13 protein-coding genes are annotated in these 18,779 nt (G+C 72.0%); 5 read left to right on the forward strand and 8 right to left on the reverse strand.

Features of this window, described 5'->3' with window-relative positions; genetic code table 11:
- Together ACZ58N_RS03745 and ACZ58N_RS03750 are read right to left on the reverse strand one after the other, a co-directional pair.
- Positions 1-866: transglycosylase family protein (locus ACZ58N_RS03745; protein ID WP_471155249.1), on the reverse strand; the 866-nt coding region annotated here is incomplete at its 3' end.
- A 448-nt stretch (positions 867-1,314) separates the two neighbouring features.
- Entirely contained in the window at positions 1,315-2,826 is a 1,512-nt protein-coding gene (locus tag ACZ58N_RS03750) for a hypothetical protein (RefSeq protein ID WP_471155252.1), read from the reverse strand.
- Between the two features lie 95 nt (positions 2,827-2,921).
- Between ACZ58N_RS03750 and ACZ58N_RS03755 the strand changes: the two genes are divergently transcribed.
- Together ACZ58N_RS03755 and ACZ58N_RS03760 are read left to right on the forward strand one after the other, a co-directional pair.
- Positions 2,922-3,461, forward strand: coding sequence for a WcaF family extracellular polysaccharide biosynthesis acetyltransferase (locus tag ACZ58N_RS03755; RefSeq protein WP_471155255.1), 540 nt, complete (start codon positions 2,922-2,924; stop codon positions 3,459-3,461).
- Positions 3,458-4,576 (forward strand): glycosyltransferase, encoded by a 1,119-nt coding sequence (locus ACZ58N_RS03760; RefSeq protein ID WP_471155257.1) that lies wholly within the window; start codon positions 3,458-3,460, stop codon positions 4,574-4,576. Before ACZ58N_RS03755 ends, ACZ58N_RS03760 begins: the two co-directional genes overlap by 4 nt.
- A 93-nt stretch (positions 4,577-4,669) precedes the next feature.
- Here ACZ58N_RS03760 and ACZ58N_RS03765 read toward each other — a convergent pair whose 3' ends face one another.
- The 4 genes from ACZ58N_RS03765 to gmd all read right to left on the reverse strand — a co-directional run bounded on the left by ACZ58N_RS03765 (position 4,670) and on the right by gmd (position 9,844).
- On the reverse strand, positions 4,670-4,885 hold the full coding sequence (locus ACZ58N_RS03765; protein ID WP_281210803.1) for a DUF6458 family protein: 216 nt from the start codon (positions 4,883-4,885) through the stop codon (positions 4,670-4,672).
- A 132-nt stretch (positions 4,886-5,017) separates the two neighbouring features.
- On the reverse strand, positions 5,018-5,713 hold the full coding sequence (locus ACZ58N_RS03770) for a hypothetical protein (RefSeq protein WP_471155260.1): 696 nt from the start codon (positions 5,711-5,713) through the stop codon (positions 5,018-5,020).
- 94 nt (positions 5,714-5,807) lie between these two features.
- A complete protein-coding gene (locus tag ACZ58N_RS03775; RefSeq protein WP_471155262.1) occupies positions 5,808-8,585 on the reverse strand; it encodes a CBM96 family carbohydrate-binding protein in 2,778 nt (925 codons plus the stop codon).
- A 245-nt stretch (positions 8,586-8,830) separates the two neighbouring features.
- The gene (gene gmd, locus ACZ58N_RS03780; RefSeq protein ID WP_281210800.1) at positions 8,831-9,844 is read right to left on the reverse strand and encodes a GDP-mannose 4,6-dehydratase; all 1,014 of its coding nucleotides are present in this window, start codon (positions 9,842-9,844) and stop codon (positions 8,831-8,833) included.
- Between the two features lie 287 nt (positions 9,845-10,131).
- On the opposite strand from gmd, the gene ACZ58N_RS03785 reads away from it, so the two are divergent.
- Entirely contained in the window at positions 10,132-11,076 is a 945-nt protein-coding gene (locus ACZ58N_RS03785; RefSeq protein WP_471155263.1) for a GDP-L-fucose synthase family protein, read from the forward strand.
- A 14-nt stretch (positions 11,077-11,090) separates the two neighbouring features.
- Here the strand turns inward: ACZ58N_RS03785 and ACZ58N_RS03790 are convergent, their stop codons facing one another.
- Complete coding sequence (locus ACZ58N_RS03790; RefSeq protein ID WP_471155266.1) at positions 11,091-12,578, reverse strand: sugar transferase; 1,488 nt, start codon at positions 12,576-12,578, stop codon at positions 11,091-11,093.
- A gap of 382 nt (positions 12,579-12,960) precedes the next feature.
- Here ACZ58N_RS03790 and ACZ58N_RS03795 point away from each other — a divergent pair, with 382 nt between their 5' ends.
- The gene (locus ACZ58N_RS03795; RefSeq protein ID WP_471155269.1) at positions 12,961-15,228 is read left to right on the forward strand and encodes a M4 family metallopeptidase; all 2,268 of its coding nucleotides are present in this window, start codon (positions 12,961-12,963) and stop codon (positions 15,226-15,228) included.
- A 36-nt stretch (positions 15,229-15,264) separates the two neighbouring features.
- On the opposite strand, the gene ACZ58N_RS03800 is transcribed toward ACZ58N_RS03795, so the two are convergent.
- Entirely contained in the window at positions 15,265-17,136 is a 1,872-nt protein-coding gene (locus ACZ58N_RS03800) for a hypothetical protein (protein WP_471155271.1), read from the reverse strand.
- 162 nt (positions 17,137-17,298) lie between these two features.
- Between ACZ58N_RS03800 and ACZ58N_RS03805 the strand changes: the two genes are divergently transcribed.
- On the forward strand, positions 17,299-18,747 hold the full coding sequence (locus ACZ58N_RS03805; protein ID WP_471155273.1) for a nitronate monooxygenase: 1,449 nt from the start codon (positions 17,299-17,301) through the stop codon (positions 18,745-18,747).
- Positions 18,748-18,779 lie beyond the last annotated feature (32 nt).

The raw sequence follows: 18,779 nt of genomic DNA on the forward strand, positions 1-18,779 counted from the left end.
ACCTGCACATCGGACCCGGTGCGAGCCATCGCCACCTTCGCCACCGGCCTGTCACCCACCGGGTTGCCCACCGGAGCCAGCGGCGTCCAGTTGCCATCCGCCCGACGCACCGTGTGATACACCTTCCCGTCCGCCACCACAGCCACCTGAAGCTCCGCACCCACCGAAGCCGCCGCCACCTGCGTCACGTTCGACAACTGACCGGCTGCGCCGTGGACATCGCCGAAGGTGCCCCATGAACCGTTCCCGTTGCGGACGGTGTGGTAGAGCCTGCCCTCGTTGCTGACGGCCAGGACGTGCGTGTCGCCGTTGATGCCGGCTTCCGCGACGGCGCGGACGCCGCCGGGTACCGCGGCCGCCTCACCCTCGACGTTGCCGAAGCGGGTCCAGGTGCCGTCGGCGAAGCGCGTCGCGTGGTGCAGGCCGTTGCCGGAGTCGACGAGAACCTGCGCCTTCCAGGACTGCGCGGGGGCGGGCGGGGTGGGGGCGTCGGGGTACGGGTCGGCGTGGTCGGTGCCGAGTCCCCGGCTGCGGCCGCAACTCGGCCAGGCGCCCGGGCCCTGAACGGCGAGGACCTTCTCGGCTATCAGGATCTGCTGCTTCTTGGTGGCCTGGTGCGCGTACGCGGCGTACGCCGTGCCGCCGAAGGCCCGCCAGGTCGACGCGGAGAACTGGAGGCCGCCGTAGTACCCGTTGCCGTTGTTGATGCTCCAGTTGCCCGAGCTCTCGCACTGGGCGACCTTGTCCCAGGTCGCCACGCTGGCCGCCGAGGCCGAGGTGGTGCCCAGCGAGAGCGCGACGGACGCGCCGATGGCGATGGTGGCGGTGAGCGAGGCGAGCGCGGTCGTACGACGGCGAGCGGGCATGACGGATCCCCCGGGATGAAGACGTGGATGTACTGCGGACGCGCAGCGGTGCGGTGATCGGGGGTGCGCTTTTCGGCCGCACCTCCCGGTGTTCCCCGGCCCCTGCGGGCCGTTGACACGATCATGTCCGCTGGTCAGGGGCTGTTCCAAGGGGTTCCGGCCGGCCTGAAGGGGCCCTGGCCGGAAGCGTCCGCCGAGGCTTGAACCGGCGGTCGGGAGCGCGGTCGGGAGGCGTCACCACCGTCCGCGCCCGGACGTGCGGAAGCTCCGCTCGCGGGCGTCGGGCGAGCGGAGCGGGACGGGCGGCGTGGCCGCGGGCAGCGCGGAGCGGGACGGGACGGGGCAGGCGGAGCGGAGGGCGCCGAGCGGGGAGGGCTGCGCCGCCGGCGCGGGCGCGTGTGGGGACCGGGGCCGTACCGGGTGATGCCGGGCGGCAACCCCGTGCGCGTCAGCGCAGGGTGGTGCCCTTGTCCGTGCGGTACGTGGCCACGAGCGCGAGGCACATCGCGGCGATGGCGACCCGGCCCGAGGCCTGGAGCAGCGGACCGCGCAGCAGGATGAAGGAGTAGCCGGCGACGAGCGGGACGACGACGGAGATCAGGCTGCCCGGTGGCGAGCGGCGGGTGGCCCGCTTGGCATAGCGGCGGTCCACGCGGGCGGCGGCGTACCCCATGCCGAGCAGTCCGGCGCCCATGCCGAGCGGGCCGAAGTCGATCCACAGCTCCGCCCAGATCGGGGAGGAGAGGTTGGTGTTGACGGTGCCCATCCACGTGCCGACCATCACGCCGGTGTCACGCGGCTTGCCGGGCCAGACCGAGCGCGGCACCGCGAAGAAGATGGATCCGGCGAGCTGGCGGCCGTAGAAGTGGCCGGGACCGGAGTTGGAGTAGGTGATGGTGTTCGCGAACATGCCGACCTGGTCGTAGTCCTTGAGCGCCATCGGCTCCAGGAACGAGGTCGTCTCGACCGGCTTGTAGTTCTTCTCGTCGTAGCGGAAGCGGTCGGCGAAGGGGAAGACGAGGAGGGCGATCACCACGGCCATGGACAGGGCCACCCGGTACATCGCGGCGCTCACCGGGAACACCGTGAAGAGCAGCGCGAACATGACGGTGAGGAACCAGTAGCGCGGGTTGGAGATCGGGTTGTTGACGATCAGGTTCAGCCCGGCGAGCGCGGCCCAGGTCACGATGACCGACACCTTGCGACGGGCGAACTTCGAGGTGATCAGCCAGCGCGTGTACAGGAGCAGGGCGAGCAGCGCGGGCACGGTGCCGAAGCCGCGGAGCAGGGCCTGACCGGCCTGGCCGTCGCCGTTGGAGACGCCCGCCTCCTCGATGCCCGCGATGATCTCCTGCCGGCTGGAGAAGAACACGGCCGGGCCGCCCAGCTTCATGATGAAGGCGGCGCTGCACAGGAACGCGATGACGGTCAGGAGCTGGAGGCGGCGCCGGTGGGCCATGACCGGCCGCGCCTCCTTCTGCGAGCCGCCCGCGCGGCCGGTGGGCCGGTGGCGGGCCAGCAGGACGCCGACGTCGAAGGCGGTGCAGCCGAGCAGTACGAGGCCCACGGCGACGGTGAGGTCCGAGCGCGGGCCGACGACCGGCGTCGGTACCTGTCCGAGGACGGCCTGGGCGAGGGGCGCCACACCCATGGCCATGTAGACGAAGAGCCAGAAGGAGCCCTGGAGCAGCTTGCGGCGGCTGGTGAGGACCATTGCCGAGAGTCGGGCGCCGGCGTACATGGCGAGCAGGAGCTGGAGCCAGAAGGCCGCGTCGCGGGCGCCGGCACCGGATTGGGCGGCGACGAAGAACGGCAGGAAGACGGTGAACCCGAGGGCGAGCGGGACGGACAGCGCCCGGGAGAGCAGGGTGCGCGGGGTGGTGACCCTGCCCCACTTCGATTCGTCCTCGACGGGGGGTGCCTTGGGCGTGACGGTGGGCTTGCGTATGTCCGTAGCCACTGTTGCCCCCACCCCTGTGCGTGATCCGCGCGCAGTCTAGTCTGAGCGGTCTGCGCCCGGGGAGGCGCGTCGGGGTGGACGATGAGGGGCGACTGGTGCGTGATCTTCCTGCCTTCACGCTGGCCGGGTACGACAAGGGCCGCGGGCTGCTGACGCAGGCCCTCTGGTTCGCCGTGATGAACACGGTGTTCATGGCGTGGTTCTGTCCGGCGCGGCTGCGCGTGGCACTGCTGCGGGCCTTCGGGGCGAGGATCGGCGAGGGCGTCCTGATCCGGCACAAGGTCCGCGTGCTGTGGCCGTGGAAGCTGACCGTCGGGGACCACACCTGGATCGGTGAGGGCGCCTGGCTGCTGAACCTGGAGCCGGTGACCATCGGGGCGAACGTGTGCCTGTCGCAGGAGTCGATGCTGTGCACCGGCTCGCACGACCACCGGGCCGCCGACTTCCGCTACCGCAACGCCCCGATCACCGTCGAGGACGGCGCGTGGGTGGCCGTACGGGCGACCGTGCTGGCCGGGGTGACCGTGGGCCGCTGCGCGGTGGCGGGCGCGGGCGCCGTGGTGCACAAGGACCTGCCGGAACTGACCCTGCAGACCCAGGACGGCCGCCGCCGCCCGGTGGAGGAGCCGAAGTGAAAGTACTGCACGCCGTCACGCTGCACTCCCCCTCGCACGCCTTCGGCGGGCCGGTACGGGTCGCGCTGAACCTCGCCAAGGGGCTGCGCGCGCGGGGCCACGAGGCCCGGCTGCTCGCGCTCGGCGAGGGTTTCCCCGAGCCGTGGCCCACCGACGTGGAGGGTGTTCCGGCCAAGCTCTTCCCGGCCCGTCGGATCCTGCCCCTCGGCTTCAGCGGGATGACCTCGCCGGCCCTGCTGGTCTCGGCGGGGCGGCTGGTCCGGGAGGCCGACGTGGTGCACGTGCACCTGGCCCGGGACCTGGTCACCCTGCCGGTGGCTTTGGCCGCGCTGCGTGCCGGCAAGCCGCTGGTGCTCCAGACCCACGGGATGGTCGACCCGAGCGACAAGGCGCTGGCCAAGGTGCTGGACGCGGTGGCGGTGCGCCGTCTGCTGCGCGGTGCCGACGCCGTGCTGTACCTGACCCCGCACGAGCGCGAGGGGCTGGACGCGGTGGTCGGCTCGCCGCTGGAGCGGTCCGTGCGGCTGGTCAACGGCACTCCGGCGCAGGAGGAGCGGCCGCCGCTCGACGGACCGCCGCGGATCCTGTACTCGGCGCGGCTCCAGGCCCGCAAGCGGCCGGTGGACTTCGTGGACGCCGCCCCGGCGGTCCTCGCGGCCCACCCGGACGCGCACTTCGTGGTGGCGGGCCCCGACGAGGGCGAGCTCGCGGCCGTCCGGGCCCGGATCGACTCGCTCGGCCTGGGCGCGCGGTTCACGGTGCCGGGGGCCCTGTCGAGCAGCGAGGTCCTGACGGAGCTGCGGCGGGCCCACGTGTACGTCCTGCCGTCCGTCGAGGAGCCGTTCCCGATGTCGGTCCTGGAGGCCCTCGCGGTGGGCGTGCCCCCGGTGGTGACGCACTCCAACGGCCTGGCCCGCGACATCGCGGCGGCGGGCGCCGGCCGCGCCGTCGACCCGGGCCCGGAGGGGGTGGCCCGCGCGGTCCTGGACCTCCTCGACGCCGACACCAACGGCAAGGCCTCCCACGCGGCCCGCGAGCTGGCGACCGCGTCCTTCTCGATGGACGCGGTGCTGGACACCCTCCTGCCGGTGTACGAGGGAGCCCTGCGCCACTGAGGGCGGTGGCCCGCCCGTGCGGCCGGCGCCCAAGGGCCTGTCGTCGAAGTCCCGTCGTCGACCGCGAGGCAGACGGGAGTTCGACGACAGGTCCTAGATGACGTCCCGGCGTTCCTCGACGACCGGGAAGGCGGCCGTGGCGCGGCGGCGTTTGAGGACGCTCGCGTAGACGGCGAGGCCTACGCAGCCGGCCGCCATCATGATCAGGCCGACGAGGTCGAGGTTGACGCTCTCCAGCTCCCAGTCGCTCGCGAAGGTGAGGATGGCCCCCACCACGATGAGGGCGATGCAACCGCCGATGCCCCGCATAGGATTCGCCTCCGCTGTGTCGTGTGACCGCGCGGGTACCCCGAACGCGGGCACGAAAACGCCGCCGGGGCCCGGGTGTTGCGGGTGCGGCGGCGTTGTCGTGGTGGTGCCGGGGGGCTCGGCGGGTACGGGCTACGCGGGGATCCAGGCGAAGCAGCCGGTGGAGTTGAACGTGGCGGCGCCGCCCGGGACGGTGGCCGTGATCCGGTCGCCCGCCTTGGGCGGGGCCTCGGGGCCGGAGGCCAGGACGGAGCCGTCCTTGCCCTTGGCCTCCCAGGTGCAGGTGGTGCCCTGGGTCAGCGCCCGGTAGGTGCCCGCGGCGGGCGCGTTGCGGGATCCGTCACCGAAGCCCTTCTCCGCGACGGTCAACACCGGCTTCTGTTCGGGGCACAGGTGCGTGATCGCGTCCTTCGCGCCCTTGATCTCGCCGGAGATGATGGCCGCGGTCGCCGCGTCCTTGTCCCGCTTCGCGGTGCGCTCCACCCGCTGGCAGGCTTCCTCGCCGGTCTGGAGGACGGCCGCGGGGTCCATCTTCTCGGGGACCCGGCCGCTGAGGTACTTCTTCTCGTTGTCCTTGAAGCTGCCCGTCTTCGGGGTGAGCTTCGGGTCCGGCACTACGGGGCCCGTCGGCTTGGCGTCGGGGGCCACGGACGCGGCCGGCCCGGAGGGCGTCGGTGAGGCGTCCGCCGGGTCGGGGACCGAGGAGGAGGCCGGCGGCTTCGGCTTGACCGCGGCCCCGGCGTCGGCCTTGCCGTCGTCGGAGGAGCAGGCGGTCAGCGTCAGGGCGGCGGCCAGCAGAACAGCAGCCGCTGCGGAGCGTCGGTACATCAGGTGGCTCCCGTACTTACTGGGTACTCGGGGTGGAGAGGCGGACGGGGCCCGGCGTCACCAGCGGTGGCCGGGCCCCGTCCGCGCTCGGCGGTTACTTCGGGCCGAAGGTGAGGATCAGCTGCGGTGCGGCGTCCGCGGCCGTCGACTCCGAGGACCAGATCCACATCGGGTCGGTGCCCGTGCTCGTCAGGCCCAGGCCGGCGCTGGTGCCGAGCAGCGCCGAGACCACGGCGTTGTCCAGCTCGACGCTCTGGATGGCCGAGCCGTCCGGCACGCCCGCGACGCTGCCGAGCGGGGTGGTGCCGAGGGTGGGCTTGGTGTTGAACGTCGTGCCCGCGCCGCTCCAGGTGCCGGTGACCGGGACCACGGACACGGTGTCGGCGGTGCCGGCACCCGCCTGCGAGCTGGTCTTGAACTGGAGCGAGGCGGCCTTCAGGACCTGCCCGGACGGCGCGGCCGGGAGGGTGAAGCGCAGGTACGTCTCGTACGCCGAGGTGCCGCGCACCGCGAGCGAGGTGGACGTGCCGTAGGCGGCGTTCGGGGCGCCCTGGTTGATGTAGGTGTCCTCGGACGTGACGACCTTGGAGACCGTGTCGGTGGGCGCCTTGGCGAGGTCGAAGTGGTTCTTGACCTGCGCCTGGGTGAGGACCGTCGGGTAGACGGCCGTCTCGTCGATCTGCCCGGCGAAGAAGTTGCTCGTCGGGCGGGTCGGCCAGCTTCCGAGGTTGTCACCGCCGACGTGCCAGTAACCGGCGTACGGGGTGGAGTTCGTGGCGCTGTTCGTGCCCTTGTTCTGGCCGTCCACGTACAGGGTCATGCCGCCGGGGCCCTGCGTACCGACGACGTGGTGCCACTTGTTGTCGTTGTACGTCTCGAACAGACCGGTGGAGATGGTGCGGGTCGAGCCGTTGTAGACGCCGAAGATCAGACGACCGGTGTTGGTCATGTAGATCTGCTTGTCGTACGAGCCGCTGCTGTTGACCGTGTTGTTGCCGAAGCCGATCAGCTTGCCGCCGCGCGTGGTGTTCGTCTTGAACCACGTCTCGATGGTGTAGGTGGCACCGACCGACTGGCGGTGGTCGCTGTACACCTGCTGGCTGGTGCCGTTGAAGCCCATGGCCGTGCTGGAGCCGGTGACGGCGCCGGGGGTCTGGCGCAGGGTCGGGGCGTTGACCTGGATGCCGCTGGTGTTGCCGCCGTTGGAGGAGTCGGCGACGTAGGGGCTGACCGTGTCGTCGTAGCGCCAGTACAGCTGGGCGCCGTCGCTGCGGACCTTGTCCGGGTAGGCCTGGACCGAGGTCGGGATCGTCACGGAGACGTTCGCCGACAGGGCGCTGGTGTTGCCGGCGGCGTCGGTGGCGGTCACCCGGTAGGTGTAGGCCTGTCCGGCCTTGACCGTGGTGTCGTTCCAGGACGCCTGCGGGCGCTCGAACTCCAGGGAGTCGGCGTTGACCGTGGCGATCGGGGTGCCCGAGCCGTTCCGGTAGATCCGGTAGGTCAGCTTGCTGTCGTCCTGGTCGTAGCTGGTGCGCCAGCGGACCTGGGCCTCGCCGGGCTTGACGCTGGAGACGCTGGCGACCGGCGTGGTCGGCGCGCCGACGTCGCCGGTGGAGGCGAAGCGGGTCAGACCCTGCTGCGGCTCGCCGTTGATGAGCGTGAACTCACCGCCGACCCACATGTACTTGACGTCGTTCTTCTCCGCGACGGACATGACGCGCGGGCCGATGCCCTCGCCGATGCCGTCGTTGGCGTTGGGGTGCCAGCCGAGCTTGCGCGGGCCGCGCACGAAGCCGTCCACGGGCGCGGGGGCTACGCCTTCGTGGTCGGTCCGCTGGGCCAGCAGGAAGTTCCGCTTGCCGTCGGGGAACTCCAGCTCGGTGGAGCAGTCGTGCGCGTGCGAGGAGCTGTACAGGACTCCGTCGTACGGCTGGACGTACTGGGTCGCGCCGAGGCAGCGGTCGCGCCACTTCTCGCTGAAGTCGAGGTTCAGGCCGATGCGGCCGTCGAAGACGCCGCCGCCGGAGCCCTCGTTGCCCGTGTAGTAGCCCGTCGCGTCGGCCGAGATGTCCTTGACGACCGAGTTGGAGGGGATGTTGTTGTACGTCTTGGTGACCGCGCCCGTGGTGGCGTCGACGACGGCCAGCGCGTGCGTGTTCGCGTTGTTGACCGAGAAGAAGTCACCGCCGAGCAGGACGTTCTTGCCGTCGTTGCTGATCTCGATGGCGCGGCCCGGCTCGTCGGCGTTGGCGACGAAGGCCTTCAGCGCACCGGAGGAGGCGTCGACCGCGGCGAACCGCCCGCGGGTCTGGCCCTCGACGGTGTTGAAGTCGCCGCCCGCGTACAGGGTGTCGTCCGTGACGGCGAGCGCGCGCACGGTGGCGGGGAAGCTCGGGTGGAACGAGGCCTTGGGGGTGCAGCTCTCGATGTCGATCGCCGCGACGCTGGAGACCGGGGTCCCGTTGACGGCGCCGAAGTAGCCGCCCGCGTACAGGGTCTTCTTGTCCTTCGAGACCACCAGGGCCCGCACGGTGGCGGTGCCCTCGCCGACCGTGAAGGCCAGCTTGCAGGAGGTCGGGTTGCCCGTGGCGGCGTCGAGCGCCACGAAGTTCACGGCTTCCTGCTCGGTGCCGCTACCGGCGCCCTCGGGCGGGGTGACCGCCGAGAAGGTACCGCCGGCGAAGACGGTTCCGTTCGCCTGGTCCATCGCAAAGACGATGCCGTTCGGCTGCCAGGTGGGCAGTTCGTCGGCCGTGAACGCCACCGGCGGCGTGATGGCCGACGCCTCGGGCATCAGCACCAGGCCTATGCCGGCGCCGGTACCGGCCAGTGACAGGACGAGGGCAGCAGTCAGCCCTCTGGATCTACGCATGAGCCCCCCAGGGCAATCGCCCGGTTTGATGGCTGAAAATTATCCGAACAGCCATATGTACTGGCGCAGACTAGGGCTCACGCGAGTACCCGGTCACCTCACTTGACCCATTGCATACCAACTTGGAATCAACAAGGTTCACGAGGAGGGTGCACTTCGGACATACGGCAGGTTTGCCCCGGTCAGGCCGCGAAATATCGCAACGATGACCGGGACACGGCAAAGCGTAGGGGCAATATAAGCCCTCAGCGGTCGATGCGGACCGTTACGCCCGCCAGTTGGTCCTCGACCTGACGGATGTCGGCGTCCACCATGATCCGGGCCAATTCGGGCACCAGGACCGACGGCTTCCAGCCGAGGATCTCCTGGGCCTTGGAGGCGTCGCCGATGAGGGCGTCGACCTCGCTGGGGCGCTCGTACTTGGGGTCGTAGCGCACGTGGTCGTTCCAGTCGAGACCGGCGTGCGTGAAGGAGGACTCGACGAACTCGCGGACGGTGGCGGCGACGCCGGTGGCCACCACGTAGTCGGTCGGCTCGTCCTGCTGGAGCATCCGCCACATCGCGTCGACGTACTCGGGGGCGTAGCCCCAGTCACGGACGGCGTCGAGGTTGCCCAGGTAGAGGTGGTCCTGGAGGCCGGCCTTGATGCGGGCGACCGCGCGGGTGATCTTGCGGGTCACGAAGGTCTCGCCGCGACGCGGGGACTCGTGGTTGAAGAGGATCCCGTTGACCGCGAACATGTCGTAGGCCTCGCGGTAGTTCACCGTGGTCCAGTACGCGAAGACCTTCGCGGCGCCGTACGGGCTGCGCGGGTGGAACGGGGTCCCCTCGTTCTGCGGCGGCGGGGTCGCGCCGTACATCTCCGAGGACGAGGCCTGGTAGATCCGGGTGTCGACGCCGCTGGCCCGGATGGCCTCCAGCAGGCGCAGCGCGCCGAGGCCGGTCACGTCGCCCGTGTAGAGGGGGGCGTCGAAGGAGACGCGGACGTGGGACTGCGCGCCGAGGTTGTAGACCTCGTCGGGGCGTATGTCGCGCAGCAGGTTCACCAGGGCGACGCCGTCGGAGAGGTCCGCGTGGTGCAGGACGAAGGACCGGTTGGCGGTCTGCGGGTCCTGGTAGATGTGGTCGATCCGCTCCGTGTTGAAGCTGGAGGACCGCCGCACGAGCCCGTGCACCGTGTAGCCCTTGGAGAGCAGGAGCTCTGCGAGGTACGAGCCGTCCTGCCCGGTGACGCCGGTGATCAGTGCGGTCTTGCCCATGGGATCCCCCTGGTGGTGGTTGCTGTTCGACGTGGTGAGGCTGTGCCTCGGGGTGTGCGCGGGTCGGGCCCCGGCGGGGGGCGCACCGAGCGTTCGGGCCGCGGCCCGGGGCTGGATGGGTACCGTACACGTCCGTTGCGGCGGGCTTTGCGGCGGATTCCGCCCTCGACGGCCCGGGCGGAATCCGCCCTGCCGGAGCGGGGCCGCGGGTGCCGGGGGCCGGGTCCCGCGGGCTCGGATCCGGACCGTGCGGAATCCCGCGGCGACGGACTGGCATCATCGGCGGTATGACAAGTTCGCTGCCGCTCCTGCCCCCGCACGCCCGCGTCTTCGTCGCCGGTCACCGCGGCCTCGTCGGTTCCGCGGTCGTCCGCCGGCTGACCGCCGACGGCCACGAGGTGCTCACCCGGGGCCGGGCCGACCTGGACCTGCGCGACGCCGCGGCGACCGGGGCCTGGCTGAAGGACGTCCGCCCGGACGCGGTCGTGCTGGCCGCCGCCAAGGTCGGCGGCATCATGGCCAACAGCACCTACCCGGTGCAGTTCCTGGAGGACAACCTCAAGATCCAGCTCAGCGTCATCGCCGGGTCGCACGCGGCCGGCGTCGGGCGCCTGCTGTTCCTCGGGTCGTCCTGCATCTACCCGAAGCTTGCCCCGCAGCCGATCAGCGAGGACGCGCTGCTGACCGGTCCGCTGGAGCCCACCAACGAGGCGTACGCCCTCGCCAAGATCGCCGGCATCGTGCAGGTCCAGTCGTACCGCAAGCAGTACGGGGCCTCGTACATCTCGGCCATGCCGACGAACCTCTACGGTCCGGGCGACAACTTCGACCTGGAGTCCTCGCACGTCCTGCCCGCGCTGATCCGCCGCTTCCACGAGGCCGCGGCCGAGGGGCGCGAGCAGGTCACGCTGTGGGGATCGGGCACCCCGCGCCGCGAGTTCCTCCACGTCGACGACCTCGCGGCCGCCTGCGCGGTGCTGTTGGAGCGCTACGACGGCGACGAGCCCGTGAACATCGGCTGCGGCGAGGACCTGACCATCAAGGCCCTCGCCGAGACGGTCGCCGAGGTCACCGGCTTCCGGGGCGAGCTCGCCTGGGACACCTCGAAGCCCGACGGGACGCCCCGCAAGCTGCTGGACGTCGGCCGCCTCACCTCGCTGGGCTGGAAGCCCGGCATCCCCCTGCGGGACGGAATCGCCTCCACGTACCGCTGGTGGCTCGACCAGAACTGACTCCACCACGGCCCTCAGTACGCTCCGCGACCGTCGACGACGGCGCGGAGGGTACGGCCCATCACGTCGACGTCGCTGGTGAAGGACCAGTTGTCGACGTACTGGAGATCAAGCTGAATCGTTTCGTCCCAGGACAGGTCGGACCGTCCGCTGATCTGCCAGAGGCCGGTCATGCCGGGCCTCACCGAGAGCCTGCGCAGCTCGACCTCGTCGTACTCCGCCACCTCCTCGGGCAGCGGCGGGCGCGGGCCCACCAGCGACATGCTGCCGGTCAGCACGTTCAGCAGCTGGGGCAGTTCGTCCATGGAGGTCCGGCGCAGCAGCCGGCCCACCCGGGTCACCCGGGGGTCGCGGCGCATCTTGAACATCAGGCCGTCGTTCTCGTTGGCCCCGGAGAGCTCCGCCTTCAGCTTGTCGGCGTCCACCACCATCGTGCGGAACTTCCACATGACGAAGGGCTCGCCGTCGCGGCCGATCCGGTGCTGGCTGTAGAAGGCGGGGCCGCGCGAGCCGAACCGGATCGCCAGGACGACGGCGAGGAACATCGGTGACAGCAGTATCAGGCCGACTCCCGCCCCGATGCGGTCCAGCGCGGACTTGAGGAGGGGCTGCACGCCGCGGCTCACGGGCGGCGCGATCCGCAGCACGGCGAGACCGCCGGCGGACAGGGTCTCCAGCCGCTTGATCGATATCTCGACGAGTCCCGGGAACACCGCCAGTTCGAGGCCCTCGTCGTGCAGGGCCCAGGCCACGCGGCGCAGCCGCTCCCCCGCGATCCGCACACCGGGCGCGACGAGCACGAGGTCGGCGTGGTGGCTGCGGACGGCGCCGAGCACGGCGGCGGAGTCGCCGTTCGGCGTCGCCGGCATCACGCCGTCGAGCCGCGCGGCGACGGGTGTTCCGCTGGTCAGGGCGCCGGCGCCGACGGGTACCACGCCGACGACGACGTACGGGTGGTCGGTGCGGGCGGCGAGGTGGGCGATGACGTGCTCGGCCGCCTCGGGTTCCCCGACCACCAGGACCCGGCTGACCGCCTGCGCCTCGCGGCGGGCCGCCGTGAGGTGGCGGTAGGTGAGCTTGTGGCAGGCGACGGTGATCAGCAGCGCCGGCAGCAGTGCTCCGAGGGCGGCCAACCGCGGGGTGCTCTCGCCCGTCACCACCCGGGCCACGGCGAGCACCCCGATGAGAATCAGCCAGTCATGGAGGACGGGCAGGACTCCTCGGGATTCTCCGAGCACGCGGGAGGTGTAACGACGCCTCAGCGCCTGCACGCCGGTCCATGCCAGAGCGGCGCCGACGGCGCAGTACACGGGCCGGGCCTGCTGCGCGGCCTCGAAGACGAGGCCGACGGGCACGGCGGCGCCGAGGAAGTCGGCGGTGACTGCGGCGGGCAGGTACCAGCGGGCCTTGTCACCGAGGCGCCGCGCCGGGGCGGTTGCCGGCCCCGCCGACTCGGAGACCGCTCCGGCCGCCCTTTGCGCAGGAAAACGGACATGCCTCATGGGCCCCCCTGGCACGTGGTCTATGACGTTGGCGCGTGCCCGCGGCTTCCCCTGGCAACGAGCGACAGTCGCACCGGGAAACAGTACGACAAACACCCGTACGGTAAATGCCGTTTGCGTTAACGAGAGCTCTCGTTGCTCAAGCGTTAGAAACCGGTATCAACCACTCCGCATTTTGGACACCTCCTTCGCACGCGAAGGTGAATGGTTCGGATACCGGATACGTATCTTCGGACAACGAACCATTTCCAGCCAACCTTTTGACGCGGCCCTGACATCACGGCCCACAGGTGGCACTCTTCGACCGTTCATCGCACCAGCCCTGATCTGCCCGGAGGCCCTACCCAGCCGTCCGGAACCCCCCTTGCAGAAGGAGTCTGCGTTGAGTCCCACCCCCCAGAGGCGTGCCACCGCGGCCGGAGCGCTCGTCGCCGCGGCAGCACTGCTCGCCGTAGGCATACAGGCCGGCAGTGCCACCGCCGACGCCACCGCGTCGCAGGCCAGTGCGGCCGCCCAGCCCAACCCGGGCGCGGCCAACCTCAAACTCAGCGCTTCGGAGCGTGCGACGCTCCTTGCCGAGGCCAACTCCACCACCGTGCAGGCGGCCAAGGCCCTGGGCCTCGGCTCCGGCGAGAAGCTGGTCGTCCGCGACGTCGTCAAGGACGCCGACGGCACCACGCACACCTCGTACGAGCGGACCTACGACGGCCTGCCCGTGCTCGGTGGTGACCTCACCGTCCACGCCAAGGGCGGCGTCACCAAGAGCGTCACCAAGGCCACCAACCACGAGATCAAGGTCGCGGACACCAGCGCCTCGGTCACGCCGGCGGCCGCCGAGAGCCAGGCCGTCTCCGCCGCCAACGCCGAGGGCTCGAAGGAGGCCAAGGCCTCCAAGAACGCCCGCAAGGTGATCTGGGCGGCCGAGGGCGCCCCGGTCCTCGCGTTCGAGACCGTCGTCGGCGGGCTCCAGCACGACGGCACCCCGAACGAGCTGCACGTGGTGACCAACGCCAAGACCGGCGCGAAGATCACCGAGTGGCAGGCCATCGAGACCGGCACCGGCAACACCATGTACAGCGGCCAGGTGACGCTCGGGACCTCGCAGTCGGGCAGCAACTACACGCTGACCGACACCACCCGCGGCAACCACAAGACCAACAACCTCAACCGGGGAACCTCCGGCACCGGCACCCTCTTCTCGGGCACCGATGACGTCTGGGGCAACGGCGCGGCCTCCAACCTGGAGACCGCCGCCGCCGACGCGCACTACGGCGCCGCGGTCACGTGGGACTACTACAAGAACGTCCACGGCCGCAACGGCCTGCGCAACGACGGCGTCTCGCCGTACAGCCGGGTCCACTACGGCAACAACTACGTGAACGCCTTCTGGGACGACTCCTGCTTCTGCATGACGTACGGCGACGGTGACGGCAACGCCAAGCCGCTCACCTCCACCGACGTCGCGGCGCACGAGATGACCCACGGCCTCACCTCGGTCACCGGCAACATGACCTACAGCGGTGAGCCCGGCGGCCTGAACGAGGCGACCTCCGACATCTTCGCGGCGGCCGTCGAGTTCTACGCCAACAACCCGCAGGACGTCGGCGACTACCTGGTCGGCGAGAAGATCGACATCCGCGGCAACGGCACCCCGCTGCGCTACATGGACAAGCCGAGCAAGGACGGCTCGTCCAAGGACTCCTGGTACTCGGGTCTGGGCGGCATCGACGTCCACTACTCCTCGGGTCCGGCCAACCACTGGTACTACCTGGCCTCCGAGGGCTCGGGCGCCAAGGTGGTCAACGGGGTCAGCTACGACTCCCCGACCGCGGACGGCCAGCCCGTCACCGCGATCGGCCGTGACGCCGCCTCGAAGATCTGGTTCCGCGCGCTGACGGTCGGCTACTTCAAGTCGAACACGAACTACGCCGCCGCCCGCACCGCCACCCTCCAGGCCGCCGCCGACCTGTACGGCCAGGGCTCGACCACGTACAACAACGTGGCCAACGCCTGGGCCGGCGTCGCCGTCGGTGCCCGCATCGCCAACGGCGTGACGGTCACCAACCCCGGCAACCAGAACACCATCACGGGCAGCGCGGTGAGCCTGCAGATCCAGGCGAACAGCACGAACCCGGGTGCGCTGAGCTACGCGGCGACCGGCCTGCCGGCCGGTCTGTCGATCAACTCCTCCACCGGCCTGATCTCGGGCACGGCCTCCACGGCGGGCACGTCCAACGTGACCGTCACGGTGACCGACTCGCAGGCCAAGACCGGTACGGCGGCCTTCACCTGGACCGTCGGCACCTCGCAGCCGAGCGTGTTCGAGAACACGACCGACTACGCGATCGCGGACAACTCCACGGTCGAGTCGCCGATCACCGTGAACCGCACGGGGAACGCGTCCAGCGCCCTCAAGGTGGACGTCAACATCCTCCACACCTACGTCGGTGACCTGAAGGTCGACCTGGTCGCCCCCGACGGTTCCGTCTACAACCTGCGCAACCGCACCGGCGGCAGCGCGGACAACATCATCCAGAGCTTCACCGTGAACGCCTCCTCCGAGGTCGCCCAGGGTGTCTGGAAGCTCCGTGTCGCGGACCTCGCGAGCCTCGACACCGGCAAGATCGACAGCTGGAAGCTCACCTTCTGACCCCTCCGGGGCCGGACGTGAACCAGAGCTGAACCGTCAGATCACGGGGCCGCCCGGGAGCAGACCTCCCCGGGCGGCCCTGTTCCATGACCCGGCGGCGCCGGCCGGCCACTCCTGGCGGCCGGTCAGGGCCAACAACCCCCGGGCCAGTGCCCTCACCTCCAGGTCCGGGTGCGGCGTCCCGTCGCACGGCAAGCCGCGGACGACCCGGCGCGGTGAGGAGGCGATGCGCTCCACCGCCGACCGGGCCTCCGCCGGCAGCGTCCGCATCTCCGTCAGTGCGCGCAGCGCGTCCGGACTCGGCGCGTGCAGGGCGCCCCGGGGGACGAGTTGGCGCGCGATCACCGGGGCCGTGTCGTGCCTGCGGCCCGTGACGCGCCAGACGGCGGCGGCCGCGTCCGCCCGGCTCTCCCGGTCCGGTGCCCCCAGCCGCTCCTCCACCAGCGGCAGCAGCGCCTTCGCGGCCGGCCCGAGTTCGCCCGCCACCCGTACGGCCGCCCGGCGCCGCGCCACCGCCTCCGGCAGTCCCCGTACCGCGTCCACCGCCGGCCCCACCTCGCCCGTGACGTGGAACAGCGCCGTGGCCGACGCCAGGTCCCCGGCCTCGGCCGCGGCCCGCAGGGCCTGCGCCGAGGCGGTTCCTCCGGCAGCGCCGAGCGCCGCCAGGACCCCGGCCGAGGCGGGCAGGAGGCGTACGAGTTCGTCCACGCGGCCGGCCGCGAGCGCGGGGAACCCCCTCAGGGCGTCCACCCACTCGGCGCGGGGCCGGTCCGCGACCCGCCGCGCCACCGGCTCGGCGTCCGGGCCGAAGACGTCCACCACGACGGACACGATGGTGCCCGGCGCGCCGATGGGCGTGAGTCGGAGTTCGGCGGCCTCGTGCGGCAGTTCGTCCATCAGCCGCAGGACGAGCGCGACGGCCCCCGGCACCCGCAGCCGCACCGCGGCGTGCGTCGCCGCCACCCGCACGGCGGGGTCCTCGGACCGCAGGTGGGGGTCCAGCCACGGGGCGGGCCCGCCGCCGTCCAGCGCGGCGGCGACGCGCGCCACCCGGCACAGGTCCTCCGCGTCCTTCGCGGTCGCGGCCAGCCACGGGAGTACGTCCCGTTCCCGGTCGCGCCACTGCTCGGTGAGCGCCGCGGCCAGCGGCAACCCCCGCTCCACCGCCCGGAGCGCCGCGTCGGGATCGTCCAGCAGACGGTCCACGAGCGGCCGGTGGGCGTCGGGCCACGGGTGGCCGCACTCCTCTACGGGCGCCGCGCCGTGGGCGTCGATCGCCGATTCCACCAGGTCCGGCGGCAGCGGCAGCGGGGCCGTGCGCAGCAGGTCCGTCACCGCCGCCCTGCGCACCGCGGGTTCCGGCGCGGACAGCAGTGCCCGGTTGCGCTGGGCCGCGCCGGCGGGCGAGACGTCGAGCAGGCCGAGGGCGGTGACGACGTCGGCCCGCACCTCGGCGTCCCGTTCCTCCTCCAGCCGGGCCCGCAACAGCGGGAGCAGCGGCAGGGAGGCCTCCTCGCAGGCGGCGACGATCCACACCATCGCGCGCCGGACCTCCGGGTCCTCGTCCGCGGTCAGGCCCAGCAGGGGAGGCAGGGCGGCGGCCACCGCCCGGCGCACCCGACGGTGCTCGGGTCCCGCCCCGTCGGCGGCGCCGCGCAGCAGCCACAGCAACGGCAGCCGGTGACCGGGCCCGTCGGCGGCGAGCCGCGCGAGGAACGGCACGGCCGCGGCCGTCGCCGAGTACACGCTGCCCTGGTGGCAGAGCGACGAGACCAGCTCCTGCGATGCCTCCTCCCGCACGCCGGCGTCCGCCGAGCCGGCCGCCCGCAGCAGGTCGGGCACGTCGTCCGCCCGCCCGTAGGCGTGTTCCAGCTCGGCCCAGTCGATGTCGTCGATCCCGTCCCACATGGAGCCGACCCTAGGGCCTGTCCACCCGACCCCCTCCCCACGGGACCTGCTGCCCCCGACGCCGGGACCTTCGGCGCTGCCGACCGGTACGACGGCGGGGAGATAGTGGAGGCAGGCGAACCTACGGAACCGTAGGTTCGAGTGATTCCGAGGACGTGCGCCATGCCCCAGAGCCCTACGAACGCTCCCCCCGCGCAGCGCCCCTGGCTGATCCAGGGCGGCATGGGCGTCGGCGTCTCCGGGTGGCGGCTCGCCCGTGCGGTGTCGGTGACCGGTCAACTGGGCGTGGTGTCCGGCACCGCGCTGGACGTCGTGCTGGCCCGCGTCCTGCAGACCGGCGACCCGGGCGGCCACGCCCGCCGCGCCCTGGCCGCCTTCCCGCTGCCCGAGCTCGCGCAGGCCGCCCTCGACTGCTGGTTCCGTGAGGAGGGCCTGCCGGACCGCACCCCGATGCGGACCACCCCGCGCCTGCGCGCGGCCGGCGGGGCCCCGGCGGAGGTCCTCACCGTCCTCGGCAACTTCGTCGAGGTCTGGCTCGCCAAGGAGGGACACGATGGTGTCATCGGCATCAACTACCTGGAGAAGATCCAGCTGGCCACCGCCCCCGCGATGTTCGGCGCGATCCTGGCAGGCGTCGACCACGTGCTCGTGGGCGCGGGAGTCCCCGGTCAGATCCCGGCCCTCGCCACCCGATTGGCGCGCTGCGAACCCTGCGTGACCCGGGTCTCCGTCGTGGGTCAGGAGGAGCCGCTGGAGCAGCTCTTCGACCCGCGGGCGCTGCTCGCCGGGCACCTGCCCGGCCCACTGCGCCGCCCGGAGGTCCTGGCCATCGTGTCGCTGCCGGTGCTCGCGGCCTATCTGGCCCGGGACGAGGCCACCCGTCCCGACGGCTTCGTGATCGAGACCAGTCGGGCCGGCGGTCACAGCGCCCCGCCGCGCGGGCCGATGACCCTGGACGCGGCGGGCGAGCCCCTCTACGGGCCGCGGGACGATCCCGACCTCGCCAGGATGGCCGCGCTCGGGCTGCCCTTCTGGCTCGCGGGCGGCCAGGCCTCCCCCGAGGCGGTGGCCGCCGCCCGGGCCGCCGGCGCCGCCGGCGTCCAGGTCGGCAGCGCCTTCGCGCTGTGCGAGGAGTCGGGCATGGCCCGGGCGCTGCGCGAGGAGCTGCTCGACCGCGCCCGCGCGGGAACCCTGACGGTCCGCAACGACCCGGGGGCCTCCCCCACCGCGTTCCCGTTCAAGGTGGCCCGACTGCCCGGGACGGTTTCCGAGCCGGAGGTGGCCGCCGCCCGGCGCCGGGTCTGTGACCTGGGCTTCCTGCGCACCCCCGTCCGGGGTCCGCGCGGACTCGTGTACCGGTGCGCGGCCGAGCCGGTGGCCGCGTACGTGCGCAAGGGCGGGGACGCGGCGGACACCGAGGGCAAGCAGTGCCTGTGCAACGGGCTGCTGGCCACGATCGGCCTCGCGCAGCGGCGGCCGGGCGGGCGGACCGAACCCCCGCTGGTGACGATCGGCAAGGACCTGTCGTTCCTGCCCCGGCTCGCCCCCGACGCCTCCCCTTATACGGCGGCGGACGTGGTGCGGTGGCTGGAGCCGGGGGCGCGACCGTAGGACCGGCGGGACGACGGACGCGCGGGAGCCCG

The organism is Streptomyces sp. NPDC040432, from assembly GCF_055595445.1.